19 protein-coding genes are annotated in these 18345 nt (G+C 33.5%); 1 reads left to right on the forward strand and 18 read right to left on the reverse strand.

Features of this window, described 5'->3' with window-relative positions; genetic code table 11:
• The 18 genes from AB5627_RS13645 to AB5627_RS13730 all read right to left on the reverse strand — a co-directional run.
• The coding region (locus AB5627_RS13645; RefSeq protein ID WP_368369902.1) for an NUDIX hydrolase at positions 1–377 on the reverse strand (377 nt) is incomplete at its 3' end.
• A gap of 55 nt (positions 378–432) precedes the next feature.
• Positions 433–1554, reverse strand: a complete 1122-nt coding sequence (gene wecB, locus AB5627_RS13650) for a non-hydrolyzing UDP-N-acetylglucosamine 2-epimerase (RefSeq protein ID WP_265291041.1) — start codon at positions 1552–1554, stop codon at positions 433–435.
• A gap of 9 nt (positions 1555–1563) precedes the next feature.
• A complete protein-coding gene (locus AB5627_RS13655; RefSeq protein WP_265291042.1) occupies positions 1564–2106 on the reverse strand; it encodes a DapH/DapD/GlmU-related protein in 543 nt (180 codons plus the stop codon).
• A 26-nt stretch (positions 2107–2132) separates the two neighbouring features.
• Positions 2133–3170 (reverse strand): NAD(P)-dependent oxidoreductase, encoded by a 1038-nt coding sequence (locus tag AB5627_RS13660; protein WP_265291044.1) that lies wholly within the window; start codon positions 3168–3170, stop codon positions 2133–2135.
• Complete coding sequence (locus AB5627_RS13665; RefSeq protein ID WP_265291045.1) at positions 3167–3886, reverse strand: 2-C-methyl-D-erythritol 4-phosphate cytidylyltransferase; 720 nt, start codon at positions 3884–3886, stop codon at positions 3167–3169. Before AB5627_RS13665 ends, AB5627_RS13660 begins: the two co-directional genes overlap by 4 nt.
• A gap of 7 nt (positions 3887–3893) precedes the next feature.
• A complete protein-coding gene (locus AB5627_RS13670) occupies positions 3894–4706 on the reverse strand; it encodes a phosphorylcholine transferase LicD (protein ID WP_265291046.1) in 813 nt (270 codons plus the stop codon).
• A gap of 3 nt (positions 4707–4709) precedes the next feature.
• On the reverse strand, positions 4710–6224 hold the full coding sequence (locus tag AB5627_RS13675) for a lipopolysaccharide biosynthesis protein (RefSeq protein ID WP_265291047.1): 1515 nt from the start codon (positions 6222–6224) through the stop codon (positions 4710–4712).
• Positions 6217–7236: a glycosyltransferase family 2 protein gene (locus AB5627_RS13680; RefSeq protein ID WP_265291049.1), complete on the reverse strand. Its 1020-nt coding sequence runs from the start codon at positions 7234–7236 to the stop codon at positions 6217–6219. Before AB5627_RS13680 ends, AB5627_RS13675 begins: the two co-directional genes overlap by 8 nt.
• Positions 7224–8537, reverse strand: a complete 1314-nt coding sequence (locus tag AB5627_RS13685; RefSeq protein ID WP_302837692.1) for an O-antigen ligase — start codon at positions 8535–8537, stop codon at positions 7224–7226. Before AB5627_RS13685 ends, AB5627_RS13680 begins: the two co-directional genes overlap by 13 nt.
• Positions 8538–8559: 22 nt before the next feature.
• Positions 8560–9690, reverse strand: coding sequence for a glycosyltransferase (locus tag AB5627_RS13690; RefSeq protein WP_265291051.1), 1131 nt, complete (start codon positions 9688–9690; stop codon positions 8560–8562).
• On the reverse strand, positions 9665–10822 hold the full coding sequence (locus AB5627_RS13695; RefSeq protein WP_265291052.1) for a glycosyltransferase family 4 protein: 1158 nt from the start codon (positions 10820–10822) through the stop codon (positions 9665–9667). The genes AB5627_RS13690 and AB5627_RS13695 overlap by 26 nt, the downstream gene beginning before the upstream one ends.
• A 122-nt stretch (positions 10823–10944) precedes the next feature.
• On the reverse strand, positions 10945–12096 hold the full coding sequence (locus AB5627_RS13700; protein ID WP_265291053.1) for a glycosyltransferase family 4 protein: 1152 nt from the start codon (positions 12094–12096) through the stop codon (positions 10945–10947).
• Positions 12097–12187: 91 nt separating this feature from the next.
• Positions 12188–12880, reverse strand: a complete 693-nt coding sequence (locus tag AB5627_RS13705; RefSeq protein WP_265291055.1) for a sugar transferase — start codon at positions 12878–12880, stop codon at positions 12188–12190.
• Positions 12881–12884: 4 nt separating this feature from the next.
• Positions 12885–14081, reverse strand: a complete 1197-nt coding sequence (locus tag AB5627_RS13710) for an ATP-grasp domain-containing protein (protein WP_265291056.1) — start codon at positions 14079–14081, stop codon at positions 12885–12887.
• On the reverse strand, positions 14081–14716 hold the full coding sequence (locus AB5627_RS13715) for a GNAT family N-acetyltransferase (RefSeq protein WP_265291057.1): 636 nt from the start codon (positions 14714–14716) through the stop codon (positions 14081–14083). Before AB5627_RS13715 ends, AB5627_RS13710 begins: the two co-directional genes overlap by 1 nt.
• Before the next feature lie 151 nt (positions 14717–14867).
• Positions 14868–16091 (reverse strand): DegT/DnrJ/EryC1/StrS aminotransferase family protein, encoded by a 1224-nt coding sequence (locus AB5627_RS13720; protein WP_265291058.1) that lies wholly within the window; start codon positions 16089–16091, stop codon positions 14868–14870.
• The gene (locus tag AB5627_RS13725) at positions 16088–16489 is read right to left on the reverse strand and encodes a VanZ family protein (protein ID WP_265291059.1); all 402 of its coding nucleotides are present in this window, start codon (positions 16487–16489) and stop codon (positions 16088–16090) included. Before AB5627_RS13725 ends, AB5627_RS13720 begins: the two co-directional genes overlap by 4 nt.
• Before the next feature lie 15 nt (positions 16490–16504).
• Positions 16505–16735: a hypothetical protein gene (locus tag AB5627_RS13730; protein WP_022287593.1), complete on the reverse strand. Its 231-nt coding sequence runs from the start codon at positions 16733–16735 to the stop codon at positions 16505–16507.
• 266 nt (positions 16736–17001) lie between these two features.
• Here AB5627_RS13730 and AB5627_RS13735 point away from each other — a divergent pair, with 266 nt between their 5' ends.
• Positions 17002–18072, forward strand: coding sequence for a site-specific integrase (locus AB5627_RS13735; protein ID WP_022287592.1), 1071 nt, complete (start codon positions 17002–17004; stop codon positions 18070–18072).
• Positions 18073–18345 lie beyond the last annotated feature (273 nt).

An 18345-nucleotide genomic window follows, 5' to 3' on the forward strand; every position in this document is an offset into this window, starting at 1 on the left:
ATAAATTTAAGCTGCGACACCTCAGAAGCCTGCATTTTAAGCTCGCCTGTATACTCGTGGCAGGTGTAGACGATATCTACATTTGACACCTTATCGCCGTTGGGGTAAGTATACTGCATTTTTTCGCCTGAATAGACGCCAAGCAGTTCGAGCTTTTGTGCTTTAAGACCTGTTTCCTCAAAAAGCTCTCTTTCAGCTGTTTGCTCAACAGACTCTCCAAGTTCCACCGAGCCGCCTGCATATCCCCAGCTTCCGCAGTCTGTTCTCTGCTGCATGAGCATTTGACCTGCTTCGTTTATTACTATTACGCTTGCTCCCACCTGCAAGAGTGGGGTGTGGCCTAGGTGCTGGCGGAGGGATCTTATGTAGTTGGACATATTTTACACCTCAGAATAAATAGTTGTGCTACAGATATTTAACAAAAAGCAAATACTATCCTGCAATCCATGGTTGATACTCTTTACCCTCTAAAATATCAGCAATTCTCTTACAAGCATTGCCGTCGCCATATGGATTACAAGATTTAGCCATTGAATCATACGCATCCTGATTTTCAAGAAGTTCTTTAAAATTCTTATATATAGCTTCTTCATCTGTTCCAACAAGTCTGAGCGTACCCGCTTTGACACCCTCTGGTCTTTCTGTAGTATCCCTCATAACAAGCACTGGGCGACCATATGAAGGTACTTCCTCCTGAATTCCACCAGAATCTGTTAAGCAAAGATGACATCTAGCCTCAAAATTATGACAATCAAACACTTCAATAGGCTCAATTATATGAATTCTGTCACAGCCACCAAGTTCTTCGTCGGCCGCTTTTCTAACAATGGGGTTCATGTGAATTGGATATACAGCCTTACATTCAGGATGTTCATCCAGCACACGACGTATAGCTCTGAACATATTATGCATTGGCTCGCCAAGATTTTCTCTCCTATGTGCAGTAATAAAAATCAATTTACTATCACCGACCCATTCAAGTTCAGGATGTGTATAATCCTCTTTTACAGTATGCTGCATTGCGTCTATTACTGTATTGCCCGTTATATAGATCTTAGAAGGATCTTTTCCCTCTTTAATAAGGTTATCCGCCGCCATTTGAGTTGGTGCAAAATTATACTGTGAAATGATGCCGACCGCCTGACGATTAAATTCTTCGGGATACGGCGAATAAATATTATATGTACGAAGTCCCGCCTCAACGTGTCCGACTGGGATCTGAAGATAAAAACAAGCCAAGGCAGTTACAAAAGTGGTAGAAGTGTCACCATGTACAAGAACTACGTCTGGTTTAACATTCTCAAGGACAGTTTTGATCTTTTCAAGTATTCCTGTTGTTATATCAAACAATGTTTGACCCTGTTTCATAATTGAGAGATCATAATCAGGAACAACATTAAATGTGTTTAAAACCTGATCCAGCATCTGCCTGTGCTGACCAGTGACGCACACGATAGTTTCTAAAAAATCTCTTGTTTTTAATTCATTGACTAATGGACACATTTTAATTGCTTCTGGTCTTGTGCCAAAGACCAACATGATTTTTTGTTTCATATTTACTCCCTATATATCAAAGCCATAACCACTTTCAGCTAAAGCTATTTTCATTTGCCTCTTTTCCTCATCTGATTTTTGTGAATAATACGTATCCCATACAGGCTTTTGTTCAAATTGTTTTTTGCACTTATCCACATAATCGTCATATGATCCAATAATATGGGCAGGATTTCCCACCACCACAGAATTATCTGGAATATCCTTTGTAACGATACTTCCAGCTCCTACAATAACTTTGTCTCCGATTTTTACATTTGGCAAAACTATGCTTGATGCACCGATAAAAACATCATTTCCAATATCAATTCTGCCAACTCTACTATAACCAAGTATTTTTTTGGTTGAACCATCGTGAGTCAATAATTTACTGCCACTTGCAAGTGTAACATTATCACCAATAGTAACCAAAAATTCATGACCATCGTCAATGCTTCCATAAATATGACAGTTCTCACCTATGGATACACCACGCAAGCGAAGTTCATAAACATCTGGATTACCGCCACGGACTTTCCTCCATAACTTTTTCATTAAAACTTTAAACTTCATATTAAACACCACTCATCAATTAGCATTTACAGTTCTTTTAATATCTCCACCGTATGTGTCAAGCCTTCCTGAATAGAAAAAGTATCAGTATATCCAATACTTTTTATCTTCTCATTGTTCAATGATGAATTATTCATTGGGTTGAACTGCTTTAAATCGGCTTCCGTTGGTTCTTTTATTTTCAAGTTGACCTTCCCGGCTTCAGCTAAAATTTGTGCCATTTTCCTGATGCTTGTGACCTCATCATGACCAATATTATAGGATTCACCTTTTTCACCATTTATTAAAGCAACAAGAATAGCTGCAGCACAATCCAAAGAATAGCAATAGGAACGCTTTTGAAGCCCCAAGCTTTTCATCTCTAGATCTCTACCTTGTGCTGCACGATATGAAAAGTCAGAAGAAATTCTCTTATCTTTAGGAGATGCAGTTGGCCCATAGATATGACCGGGTCTGACAATAACAGTGTCTACATCATATTCAGATGAGTACGACTTGCACAGCACCTCAGATGCCCTTTTAGCCTCAGAATATGACGAGCGTATGGAATTTATATCTATCGATCCGAATTGGCTTTCCTCAAATGCCTCCTCAGTACTTTTTGAGCCATACACCTCACTTGATGAAATATATAGCATACGCTTTACATTATTATCCTTGGCATACTCCAATAAATTTAATATTCCATTAAAATTTGAGAGCATCGTTTCCACCGGTTTTGCTACATAAAGTTCCGGTGATGCAACGCCTGCGCCATGGATAATATAATCCACCTTAAAGTTGAAATCAATGGGCTTTGTTGCGTCATATTCAACATACTTTACGCAACTCACACTGCCATATCTTTCTGAAAAACCAGTTTGATTTATGTCTGCAATATATATTATCAAATTTGCATTTGAACTTATATTATATTCAATCAAAATATCCACAACAGATGAACAAATCAATCCTAATCCACCCGTTACGAGTATGCTACTATTATCGAAACAATGTAAATCATTTTTTTCTATTACACGTTTAATGTCAGAAATATAAATTTTATTCTCTAATATGTCTTTCATTTCTTTATCCATGCATCGTTTTTAGCATTAAGTAATGCCTTAAATATTTCAATATCTTCTACTGTTGTGATTTTTATATTTTTCTCAGATCCCTTTGAAAAATAGGTCGTATAACCATAGTGCTGCATTAATGAACACGACGCAGCTGTATTAGTTATACCATCATTTATTGCTCTTTGATGTATTGACCACAACTCATCAAATTTATATGAGTGAGGAGTTTGTGTACGCCAAAGATCTTCTCTTTTTAATGCTTCCTTAGACTTGAAGCCGTCTTTTGAAACAAACACAACTTCTGAAGTTGGAATAACAGCTACCGCAGATCCATTAATTTTCTGCTTGACAATATTATCGGTGATAATATCCTGTGATACCATAGGTCTATTTCCGTCATGTATCATAACGATAATATTTGCAGTTTCTTTATGATCTTCAGTTATAGCTGATAACGCATTATAAATTGACTCTTGTCCTGTTTTACCGCCTGTAACAATTCTTTTTAACTTACCTATGTTAAACTGTTTAGCATAGGCATCCAAAACATTATTCCAGCCTTCTAAACAAGCTACATAAATTTCATCAATATTCGGGTGCTGTTGAAAAGCCTCAAGTGTATATACTATTATTGGCTTATTATCCACCGTAATAAATTGTTTAGGCAAATCCTGGTGAGTTCTTGAACCAATTCCGCCTGCGGTTAATATTGCTATAGTCACTTTTTTATCACTCCATATCTTTGTATCTAGCTTCAAAATTATGATTTGATACTCTGGATTCCACTGGTGGTAGTCGCATATAATCACCATACAATTGTTTTAAATAAGCATCATAGTTTTTAGGAGCAGCAAACATTTGCCCCTCAAACTCTACATCAGTGCAATTGTCAAAGATATTTTTTAAGAAAATATCTTTTTTATAATATGCACCGCCTGTTGCATATACATATTTTGACTTATCATAATGATACTTCTTTGCTAATTTCTCATATTTCTGCTGGTAATCAGTTAAACACGACTTTTGGTTAATAAGGTACCACAATACACTCTTAACGTATTCATAAATATTTTTTCTTAATGTTGGTCTTAATTTAAAAAAGCTATTTATTCGTTTTCGACACTTATCCATTTCATAAAAATGCTTTTCACACTCTTTTTCATCCAAGGGCATTCCCTCAAGCGGAAACACATCCACATAAACGCCCATATTTTTTATCGTCTTATAGTTTAATTCATCAAGTATGGTTTCATTATCAACAACTTTTGCAAAATTATAATAATAGTCAGACTGTGCTGGATATAAAGCTCTATACTTGCCATTCGTTTTATTCAATAGTTCAATAAAAATATCATAGTCTGGACGTGGCATCACAATATCTATATCATCATCCCATGGGATAAATCCCTTATGTCGAACTGCACCAAGAAGAGTACCGCCACATAAAAAATATCTAAGTTTATTTTTTTTACATAGAACGTCAATATAAACTAAAATATCTAATTCGATTTTCTTCAACTCTTCAACATCAATACTTTTCATACTCTAACTCCTTGCAGTAAATCGACCAATAATCGACTTAATATCTTCCTTATAAAAAATAACATACACCGTTGCAGCAATTATGCCCACAATTAAAGTTGTAATAATTGCATATATAAACCAGCTTGCGAATGTCATAATTTTAGTATAATCTAATATTACATTACACAGTACTATAGCAATAATAATTATGGCAAAACTTGCCGTAAGCATCTTGAAAGCTTTGGTTATCGGTCTATATATTACATTTTTAGAAAGAAATATGATCTCATACAAATAACGAACCAACATTCCTACAACAGTTCCTATAGCGACACCGAGAATTCCCAATTTGCAAATTAGAACCAATGCCAAGGAAACCAAGAGATTTAATACACATTCAAGTATTGCCCCCAACTGTGTTTCCTTAAATTTATTAGCATTTGTAGACACCGTACTATAAATGCAACGCAAGCAATAAATAATCTCAGCCAAAATTAGAACATAACCAAACAATGGCTGAATATAATCCATATCGGTCATATTTATAGTATATAATCGAATAAAAGGAATAAGCATAAGTCCTGTAACGGTGTATAGAACTGTTGCTATCCCCCCTTGAACTAGTTCAAACTGATTGACAGTCGCATTTATTTGATCCGCTTTTTTTGATTCAATCAGGTTTCCTAAACCAGCAGCTATTCCTGTCGAAATAGAAGTAATAATTTTTTCTACACCGAAAATTATTGCACCATATACATTGTAAACAGAAACCACGGCGGTACCAACAAAAATAGTAAGTATGGCAGCATCTGTATTTGTATGTATATAATACGCAAAATGATGCACCATTCCATTCCAACGTTGGTTCAAAGCCGTTTTATCAGCTTTGACATTTCGCTTTAACTTATAATGGCGTTTGACGTACAATGTATAAAATAGAGGTCTCAGCAAGCCAATAATACACATAGAGAAATATATCATCCTAATATCAGCTTTAAGACTAACCCAGAATAGAGAAACAATAATATTAACTACTGTATATATTATATTTACAATATAACTGATTCTGATTTTCTGATCCGCAGATAGCAACGATGAATATGGAAGTGATACAAAATATTCAGCAAATGTACTTACACTTAATATCAAAATCAATGAAACAATATATGACCTAGCTATGTCCGTTTTGGCAATCAATGGGTATACTACGCATAAAACTAGCACATAAAAAACAAAAATAACTCCTATTTTTCTATAAAACCTTTTTTGTTCATTGATTATTCCAGACACTCCATCCATATCATGTTTGGATAAAGGCTTGTATAAAGAAGCTCTAAATATACTTCCTACGCCGGCTTCTAGCAATGATATATATGTTAAAAATTGAGTGATAGATGAAACCAAACCATTAACATCAGAACCATATGCAGGTATTATCAACCTTGGCAATATTAAACCTCTTGCAAAAGTTGCTAATTGCAATAATAAAGAAAATATAACATTCAAAATTGCGTTCTTTGTTCTACTATTACTCATTTTTTCTCCCAATTGACTTAATTTTATCCCACAAATACAATGGTAATGTCCACCTAGATTTAAAACAAAACAAAATAAATTTATTTCTCATTCCTGTAAGCTTTACTTTACGCAATGCCTCTTGGAAGGTCGAATCGCACAAATATCGATTCATATTTTTCTTCTTGGCTTTATATGAATCACCATTATTAAAACTAAATTCATTGTTTTTTGCCAAAAACAAAAGGTATACTGCATATTCGTTAATTTGATTACTGGACTCCCATCCTGTCTTCTTTTCAATTAATTTTAGATATGCGATAAGATTATGTATTCTTTTTAACAAATTTTTATCATATGTATGTGTCATAGAATTCATATTTTGGCGATACATATATCCAGTATAATTTAAAATACTAATTGAATTAGCTTCTAAAAGTATAGGATAAGTAACCGCAACATCTTCACCTAAAGTGATATCATCTGGGACACTCTCATATACTGTTTCAGCAATGCTTCTTTTAAAACACTTTGACCAAACAGTTGGAATGATGTAAAATGAGTAAAAAGGTTCTTTCGAGAGCATCTTAACATATATTTCTTTCTGCAACTCACTCTTGCCATAAATCTTGCTTGATCCCGGCTGATATATTTCTGTTACTGTATTTTCATTATAGTATGATGTATATCCTGTACAAATCACATCTACCTTATGTATACAAAATTCCTTTCCATATGTTTCAAGCATATCATGTGAAACAAAATCATCTCCATCGACAAAGCAGATGTACTCGCCCTGCGCTATTTTTAGTCCAGCTTTTCTTGCAGAAACCAGACCTCCGTTCTTTTTGTGAACAACTTTAACTCTGTTATCTCTTGTCTTATATTCATCACAAATAGACGAACATCCATCTGGAGAGCCGTCATCGACCAAAATAAGTTCAAAATCTTTGTAACTTTGATTAAGAATACTTTCTATGCATTGTGAAAGATACTTTTCAACTTTATAAATCGGCACTATTACACTAAACATTCTGAACTATTCCCTTCTTCAAAAACACAACGTTTACTTGAAATATTGATATTCAAGCCTACCCATATAAGCATATAATAAAAAGAAAGCTCATTTATCGTGAAACAACCAAGAACACCGCTCATTATAATAAACGCCAAGAGCAACAAATAATTAATAATTCGTTTTCGTCTATTATACTTTTGGGCTCGAAATATCAAAACAATCATAAACAAATAAAGAATGCTCCCCAATATTCCTACAAAATACACTGATTCAACATATGTATTATGAGGACCTCCAGCTGAAAGATAATTTGCACCTATTCCCCGTCCGAAAATTAATGATAACGGAGAATTATTTAAATATTCAAAATATATTCTCCATAAGTCAAAACGACCTGTTGATATATCACCTTCAAATAATCTACTGAACATTATGTCCATATATCCTATTTTTTTTAGCCAAGTCACAATACCTGTTCCAAGTGTAAATACGAATGCCAATGCTATCACCATCATCTTCGGTGATCTTAGCATATAAATCATTGATACAATACCAATTATTACTACAGAAAATAAAAACATTTTACTATAAGTTTGAAAACCAAAAAATAATAGCGAAACAAATATAATCCACATTAAAATTTTGTTGCCTATTTTATTCATTATCAAAATCATAGAAAGTACAACAGCAAATATAACTGACATAGCGTAAAAATTCGGATCATAATTTAGTCCAGTGAATCGATATGTCACATTTCTACCATTATACAAGGTATATTCGTTTCTAAAATACGCCGACAACTGCGATAAAGAAGTGCGGAAAGTTCCCACAATAGAACTACCAATAACGCCCAATATAAATGCCATGATGTGATTTTTAAAATCACTTAACTTAACCCTGTTTACAAAAAAGTAAAACAGGATTATTCCCATAATCATTTTAAACGCAGTGGTATAATTATCTCCCATCCCCACTATTAGATATGCTGAAAAAATTAATATAGGAATCAGTTGTGTTACTTTAAAAGAATTTATTCGCACTATTAAAATTACGCCTGTCACGATCATTACATAAGCAAAGAGAGATGTAGTAGTTGGACTAAGTTTATATACTACAGTAAATGACATACAAAAAAACAAATGATAATAGATATTGTTGATGTTTTTGGTAAAGCATATTAGTATAGTAAATATTGCAGTAGGTATAAATATATACCTATTAATCCATATACCTCCGCATATTCCCAAAAACAAAATCAAACACTGCAACAGCATCATTTTACTAAAGCCACATATTTCCTGCTTTTTCATCTGCATTTACTTCTGCTCCTTGTAAATTTTATTCATTCTCTATATAGGAGAATTGTTTAAGTTGTGTTTCATTTGTCAATAGAATTTCTTCTTTTTTTTCTTCTTTTTTTGATTTTTTTAAGACACTTTCCAACATGCTAAAATCTTCACATACTATCCCAGAATCATTTGTTATCATTTCATGTGCAGAAGTAGTATTGGTCGATATTATGGGAAGTCCCAAGATTTTAGCCTCGTCAAAAACCATCGGAGCAGCCTCATGTAAGGAAGGAACTAATAAATAATCCGCATTTCTCATATACCTATATGGATTTGCTTGTTCCCCTGCCATGTAAACCTGATCTTTCATATTGTAATTTGCAATTTTATCAACTAATAATTCTCTTTGCGGTCCATCACCAATAATATAGTATCTTATATCTTTTCTTCTAGTTGCATATAATGCATCAATGGCCTGCTCTATTCCTTTTTCAGGAGATAGCCTTGCAACTGTCAATAAATTTACAAACGAACCATCGTAATGGTATGGATCTTTCTTTGCCAAACCAACTATATCCAAATCGTAAAAATTTCTCAAAGTATAAACTTTTGATTCTTCCACATTTGAGCCTTGAATAAATCTTTTTTTTACTGATTCTGAGCAACAGGCAATTTTGTCAAACTCTGAATACTCTGCATTATTTTCCCCTGTCATACAACCTGAATTTAAATAATCACAATGTATTAGACAAATTTTATTTTTACATGCAACTTTATCCAGTACGAAATCGCCACACCCATTAGAAAAATACTTATGGTGTGGTAAGTGAGAGTAGGAGAACGCCGCATCATATCCATATATCTTCTTTTGAAATAGTCCCAACAATTTCATTGCACTTCTTCTTGAAGAAACCGCTGCAACCTTCATAAGGAAAAATTTTATTATGAACAGTAAAGGATATTGTTTTAATTCTGCTCTCGTTAATCCCAACATCCGATAACACTTGTTCGGCTCAATAATTTTAACATCATTTGGAACACCAGACAAAAGAGTGCCACTTTTGCTAAAAAGCAAAAGTGTGACATTATAATCATTATGTATTTCTTTCAATAAATTTATGAGAGACTTCTGAATTCCTCCCATATCCAAATTATTATTTACTATTAAAATTTTCTTCATTAATTAATCCCGTGTATAAGTCAACTATTCTTCGTTCCATCTCTGTCCAACTGTATTCCTCCAAGTAAAGCTTCTTCATCCTTTCACCCATAGCAGACCAATCATCTTTTTGATCTATAAGTGAATAAATACCATTTTTCAATCCACTTTTGGAATATTCTATCAAGCAACCAATGTTATTTTCTTCTATAATTTCATCGAATCCTGTATTCTTAGCCATAACTATTGGTTTCCCAAGCATCAACGCCTCATAAAATTTATTCGGTGCAGCATACCTATGATTAGGAACTTTTGGATCATATATAGCAGTCATAATATTACATGAATTTTCCAACGATAAAGTCTTATTATAAGGCAATTTTCCATAAAAAATAATTCGATTACACTTCTGTGCAGCACTAGCAATCTCATCCTCCATTATTCCGAAGCCTCCAACGTGCAACTCAAATCGCTCATCATTTTCAACAAAATCAATTATTTCCCGCAAAAATCTAGACTCCGCAAGTATGCCAACATAAACAATCTTATATCTTTCATTTGAACTATGTTTTATAACATTACAACCAATATTACCACAAAACTTGGGTGTATTGTGAATTATCACTAGTTTTTTTGGACAACTATCAGCAATTTGTTCTCGACGCTTTTCAGAGCAGATAATAGTTGCCTCTGAACAATTTATAATTGTATTTTCTGATTGTTTAACTTTCAAACGTAAATAATTGCTTGGAACATGGTGAGAATCAACATAAAAATCAAGAATATGATATACTAACTTCTTACCATACCTTCTTGATATCTTATTAGCAACATAACCAGTGTCAAAATCGAACGAGTGGATAATATCATATTTTTCATTATACTTCTTTAGCCATTGATACAATTTTATCTGAAATTTTGCCAATGGAAACAAGTTTTTCTTTAATCCACCATCAAAAACAGCTGGTATTCCGAATCTTATAATATTTGCTTTTCCGTGTTCTAACATTATTTTTTCTTTATCAGATATACTACTACTTCTATTCCAACCTAATATTGTCACTTCATATCCCTGTGATAGTAAAGCATCTGCCATTTTTTCAACTGGTGGATCAGGGGAAACAGGATTAGAACGTAACAAAACTACCTTCAACACCATCCACATCCTTATATTAATTATTTTAAATCAAAATTAATCTGTAATACAAAACCGAGCAATAACTACTTAATAAAGTTTTACATCCTTGTATTAGCATATTGGGCAAGCTAAATTACTCATATGGACGTAATATCATTGAGTTCAGACTTATATACCTTTGAGACAGCTATCTCTACTGTCTCCATGTTAAATTTTTGTATAGCAACAAGACTATTTTTTCCCATAGTTTTACGCACAGTCTCATCATTTGCCAGTTTTTTTATTTTTTTAGTATAAGCTAATACGTCAGTGGCTTCACAAAGAAAGCCACTATTAGTATTCTCAAGCAAATCTGTGTTTCCACGTATATTTGACACAACACATGGTAAACCACTTGCCATTGCCTCCATTAATGAACGTGCTAGGCCCTCTTGTTTAGAAGTAAATAAAAAAGCATCGGCGGCCTTCAGAAGTTCCTTAATATCATTTCTATATCCAAGAAAATGCACCCTTTTCCGAAGGCCAAGTTCTTCAGATAATTTTATTAATTTTGCTTCTTCAGGACCTTTACCACAAATAAAATAATGTATATTGAGATCACTGATTTTTGACATAGCCTTAATTGCAACCGAGTAATTTTTCCTTTCAATTAAATCACCCATTGATATTAATGCAAAATCTGTTTCCTTTAATCCAAGCTCTGTTCTTTTTTTCTCTCTTATACCATCAGACAAATCGTACTGAGACAAATCTATTCCAACGCCTGGTACATAATACACTTTACCATTATGTCGAAGTTGAAATTTACTCTTTGCTAGTTCATAATCTTCATTATTAATTGTAATAAGAGCGTCTGTATATTTTGCAAGCCATTTTTCAATTGGATAGTAGATAAGCCAATTCTTCTTTGAGGCACCTTTATAAAAATGAAACCCGTGTGCTTGATAAATTATCTTTCTCACTTTGCACTTTTTCCCTGCTAAGCGTCCCAGTACACCCCCAATAGGAGTATTGCAATGTATTGCATCAAACTTTTCTCTTTTCATTAGTTGGACAAGTTGCTTATAGGCCTTAATATTTCTTAAATCATATGGCGTTCTTATGAAATCTATTTGATGTAATTTAACTCCATATTCCTTCTCATTTTTTCTAAGGCTTTCTTTTGTTGTCCCATCAAAATTTCCAGCAAGATGAAATTCCACTCCCAAGTCTTCCGTTGCTCTTACTGCTGCAACAGAAAAAGACGATACTCCTCTGCTAATATTGGTTATGTATAGTAACTTCTTCATAAATTAAGCTCTACCTTTCATTAAGCTATCATATTACTATATCAACACTAGTCACACGATATAATAAACAGTAAAACTGAATACAAAACTTTTATTTATGTGCATCATAGTGTTGCATTGTTTTAGTCTCAGTATCATTGGTATAAACATTTTCCCTTTTTAAAACGGTGCAAATGCTCTTAAAGAAAATCTTAACATCAAGAATCAAAGATACATTATGAGCGTACCATGCATCATAAAGTCGTTTATCACGCACACCAAGACTATTTCTATAATAAGCCTGTGTATATCCCGTGATACCTGGTCTAATTAATAATTTATCTTTTTCATCGGCTTCATAAGTATCCTTTGATTCCACATCACCAGGCCTAGGCCCAATAATACTCATATCACCCTTGAATATATTAAAAATCTGTGGTATTTCATCAATACTAGTTTCTCTGAGAAAATGTCCGACCTTTGTAACCCTTAAATCATTTTCAGAATTAAATGTACTACCATCATTATTTCTCAAATCAGGTGAATTCACTTTCATTGAACGAAACTTCAACATTCCAAACTCTTTGAATCCAACGCCTAACCGTGCGGAACGATAAAATACAGGACCACGATCTTCAATTTTAATTGCAATGGCAACTGGAATTAATACTAAAAATACAATAGGAAGTGCTACAAGACAAAAAATAATATCTAAAAATCTTTTAAACCATAGTTGATAGATTCCTTTATACTTTTTTCTTGATTTTGATGCCACATAAAGTTGCTCGGGTGTCTTCTTATCCATATCCTCACCTAGTTCTTAAAAAAATTGTATTTCTAAAGTAATTAAGGGCATTTTCTGCCTTTTTTATTGCTTTTTCTTGTGTATCTGCTCTTGCAACAATATATCCACATCCATCAAGGTTGGTATGATACTCATTAATTTGCATGCCAACTTTCATATGATGATAAACCTCAACTCCAAATCTTTTTTCAAATTGTTCAATATCTGGAAGATATTGAACAATACCTTCTTTAAACGCAAGAAGCTTTGTAGCCACTGCAGTATACTCATCACTTTTTAAATCAATTGGATCAGCAACAGCATTTTGAATCATTGCTCCCATATAATCAATACCTGTTCCATAAGGAATAATACATGGACCAATCATATTTCCACCCATACGTGCGCCAATATCGATAATATGTATTTTTCCTTCTTTAGTAATCAACATATCCATATTAACAGAGCCATGATTTATGCCAAGTGCTTTAATAGCATTATAAACATATCTTGTTGCTTTTTCTTCAACTTCAGTAGTCAAATCAGTCGGTATAGAATGGCCCAACTCTGCATAATATGGTGGCTTAGTCATCCATTTCTGCATGATGCCTAAAACACAAATCTTACCATTTATAACTAAACTTTCAGCACCATACTCTTTACCATCGATAAAAGATTCAATTTCAGCTCTATGTGTTATTGAATTTTTCATTGCATATTGGCACGCTGCTTTTAATTGTGCTGATATATCCACCCTACTTGCACCTCTACTACCTGAGCCGTCGCAAGGTTTAACCATGACGGGATATAAAAGTCTACAAGACAGTTCTTCTAAATTGGTATATCCATCTATTTCATATGCTTGTTCTGTGTCATCAACTTGATTTTCAAATAAGCATTTTCTCACTTTATATTTATTTTTTATTAGCTTTGCGACTTCATATTTGAGTCCTGGTAATCCCATTTTTTGCGCAATGTATGAAGCAGTAAGTACACCATAATCCGTAGCAGCAGTTAACACACCGTCTATACTATTTCTTTTTGCATATTCTAAACAAGCATGGTCATCTACAATATTAATTACCCCATGATGATGTGCATGCTTAAATCCAACAGCATCAGGATCAGCGTCTACAGCATATGTTTCATAGCCCATTGAGTTGGCTTTGCATATAACAAAATCCTGAAGAAAACCTGCACCAATAATAAGTACTTTCTTCATTACAGCACTTTCTCCATTCTTATTTCACTATACTTTAAAGTTTTAGTATTTCCACATACTTTGTAGCCCCTATGCAAATAAAAATCTAATGCGTGCTTGCTTGGAGCATACACCTCCATACACACTTTTTTACAACTCATTTTTAGAGCCATTTTCTCAATAGTGTTAATACAAAACATACCGATACCCTTACCCGACATCTCTGGCAAACATGCAAGTTTTTCAAATCGAAACATTTCACCAACTTTTCGTGTTTGAAATGTAGCAACATAATTGTCTTCTTCACTAACAAGATACACTGAATTTTTCAGCACACAAAAAACTACTATTATAAAATTCTTAAAATGTGAATTGTCCCAGTGATGTAAATCGTATTTTTCCGCCATATCCTTACCGCAATTATAAAGAATACTGTTTACTCTTATCTGCCCAGAAAAATCAAATAGACCAACTTTCTTAATTTTATACACAACAGCAATACCTTTCCACAAATAAACTGATAATTTAACACCAATAATAGTTCCAATAACATTATCTACGACATCATCAACTTCACAATATCTGAGCTTAAAAATAAACTGAGTCATCCCTACTACAAGTGTCAGAATAGCACCAATAGCTACTCCCTTTTCCAACAATTAAAATTCTTAATGGTACAAAGAACAAAATGTTAAATATAATACCATTCCAATATCTGTTCTGCTATAATATAAAATAAAATTAATGTTAACTGATTAAATATATTTAGTAGTCAGACTTTTTGTACTATGTATAACTTTCATACTTTTACTTAATGTACTCCTTAATAACTTTTTTAAAGCATTTGATTACATACTCAACCATTTCATCACTAAGCTTCGTATGAAGTGGTAAAGTAATAAGGTTTTCATAATAAGCATACGCATTTGGAAAATCTTTGATATCCCAGCCCATTTTTTTATACGCAGACATCATTGGAAGCGGTTTATAATGCACGTTTGTACTTACACCCATTTCAGCAAGCTTTATAATGATATCTCTACGCTGTTCATCACTTATTCCTGGAACACGTGTAAGATAAAGATGCCCTGATGAACTCGAACTTTCTGTATAATGATTTAGGTGCATAACACCCAGTTCATTACACATTTCATCATATCTTCTTATAATATTACGTCGTTTCTGTAAAAGAGAGTCATATCTTTGAAGCTGCACTAAACCAATTGCTGCCATAATATCAGTCATATTGCACTTATACCAAGGACCTACAATATCGTATTCCCACGCGCCAAGCTGTGTTTTAGCAAGTGCATCTTTACTCTGTCCATGAAGGCTGTAAAGCTGATACTGATGATATATTTCCTCATTATCAACTCCAGAAATATCTCTCCATGTGGCTGCACCGCCTTCAGCGGTTGTAAAATTTTTCACTGCGTGAAAACTAAATGACGTAAAATCAGCAATAGAACCTGTCATTTTTCCGTTTCTTGATGCACCAAGTCCATGAGCACAATCTGAGAATATCAAAACTCTTCCCAATGTCTGTTGAATCTTTGCACCCAGATCATTGCCTTTTCTGGCATTGAACAGCGTTCTTTTGTTATTTGCGATACTATATAATCTATCATAATCAGCAACAATTCCTGCAAGATCAACCGCTACGATTGCCTTTGTTCTTTCAGTAATAGCAGCAGCTACTTTATCGTAATCCATTTCTGTAGAATCCTTCTGACTATCCACAAATACTACTTTTGCACCACAATGTATTGCAGCAGATGCAGTCGCAGTATATGTATACGCAGGAACGATCACCTCATCACCGTCACCAATTCCGCATATTCTGAAATTAAGCTCCTCTGCCGCTGTTGCAGAATTTAAACAAACAGTCTTGCTAGTATGGCAATACTCAGACAGCCTTTTCTCAAGTTCTTTTGTTCTAGGACCAGTTGTGATCCAACCAGAACGAAGCGCTTCTGCGACCTCATTTATTTCCGCTTCAGTAATATCCGGTGGTGAAAATGGAATATTCATTTTTTGATCGTCCTTCCATAAACTTTGTATCCAATAAATGCCCCAATGGTATTATTAACAACATCATCAATTTCTGACCATCCAAGTTGGAAAATCAATTGAATTATTTCTATAAACACAGATAAAGCAATCGCCAAAATAATAGTGTATTTTCTATATTTGACATAAGCACACGAAAATAAAAATCCATAAGGTATAAATAATAGCATATTCATAACGATATCACGAGCTGCATGCCAGCTAATATTTTTGAATAATGCAATATACTCCCATAATGGATGCATCAACATATTTTTTCCTGTAGGACTTTGTCTGCTAAATATCGTTATCCAAAGCAAAATAGATATATAACCATAAAATAGAACTAACGCAATAATATGTTTTTTCTTATCAGACATATTTTCTACACACACCTAAAAGAACCCAACGTCCTTATCCTGACACCAATCAGTGCTGTTTATATCAGCCTCTTTCAGAACAATGATTATTCTTTCATTCTCTGCATAGATCATATCAATAACATATCTCTTATCAAATTGAGCTTTTGATAATTCAATACCTGAACAATACTCAAGCTTTTGATCACCCGTGCAGACAACTATTTCCGAACTGATCTTTTTTACTATCGGGTCGATCTTGTACATTGCCAGTTATCCCCTTTTCGTCAAATCCTCTATTTTACGAAAAAAGCTTGTCATAATAATATGCACTTTAAAATCGAAAATATAGGACATATAATTTAATAACAGATGCACATAAGCTCAAAAGTAAATTTTTGTTTACCTATGTTATTATACACCTTATTACTGTATTTGTCAATAAGTATGAACAAAAAATGTAGAAATAGAATTAAAAACAGCAAAACTTACAATATATATGAAAAAACTTACTGAAATTTGGAGGGCTTAAGATGAATTATCGAAATGTTTATCTCAGAAAAGACGGAAGATATGAGGGAAGGGTATTTTTGGATACATCAGGATCAAAACGAAAATATCATGCTTTTTTCGGCAAAACGCATGATGAAGTAATTGCAAAAATGAAAAAATATCACATTGATCTTATATCTAAAACGCAAATAAGAAAAACATTCACAGAAGTGTATGAGGAATGGTTTGGCACTGTCACAATACGCATAAAAGAATCAACCGCTGCAAATTATATTTTAAAAGCTGACAAACATATTCTGCCTTTCTTTGGGCAGAAATGTATATGTAAAATAACCAATGACGATATATATGATTTTATCAGAAGAAAACAGCAGGAAAATCTCTCGAATCGTTATATTACTGACATTTTAGTTCTTATGAAATCTATTTTCAAATATGCGTATAAAACTTATAAGATAGATAATATCATGGACGGTATTGTAATGCCGAAGAAACACAGAGTTGAAATAAGAATATTGAATGACGATGAAGACAAAAAGCTGTGTGATATACTGGCTCAAAAGAATGATCTTACATCTATAGGAATTTATCTTTCAAGAGTAACGGGTTTACGAATAGGTGAACTTTGTGCCTTAAAATGGGAAAACATTGACATTGAACAGGGTTTCATAAGTGTGAATAAGACTTTGCAAAGAATACAAGTAAAGAATGGGCTATGCAAAACTAAGCTTATGCTTGCAGAACCGAAAAGCGAGTCTTCAAAAAGAAAAATTCCCATTCCAAAATGTGTTTTAGAGCTTTTGAAAAACAACAGAGGAGATAATGATAATTACATACTTTCTAACAAGAAAAAGCCAATAGAACCAAGGACGATACAATATAGGTTTGCCAAGATTTTAAAAAACGGAAATTTACCGTCAGTACATTTTCATGCTATAAGACATTTCTTTGCCACAAATTGCATAAAACTCGGTTTTGATGTAAAAGCTTTGTCAGAAATACTGGGACATAGTAATGTAAGTATTACACTTGATCGCTATGTTCACTCGTCTTTTGAGCAGAAAGCGGAATATATGAATCGTATAAGATAACTTATAGAATTGCAACTTGATAATTGAATATTTTCGTAAAATAGAGGATTTGACGAAATTCGACAAAGCAAAGCTTAAAAAGAGCCGTAAAATAGTTATTTATTGTTATACGAATAACGTAATTTTGCCGTCAAAAGCACATCATGATGAATCATAAAATAACAAAATAAAAAAGCTCTTAGATCGTTCCTGTGATCTAAGAGCTTTTCTGCTATAGCAAAAAAATCGACGGCACTCACACTGACCCGCCCCCTGTCAAGTAGACAGCGCAAA

The organism is Ruminococcus sp. RTP21198st1_G1_RTP21198_201120, from assembly GCF_040924265.1.
Classification (GTDB): Bacteria; Bacillota; Clostridia; order Oscillospirales; family Ruminococcaceae; genus Hominimerdicola; species Hominimerdicola aceti.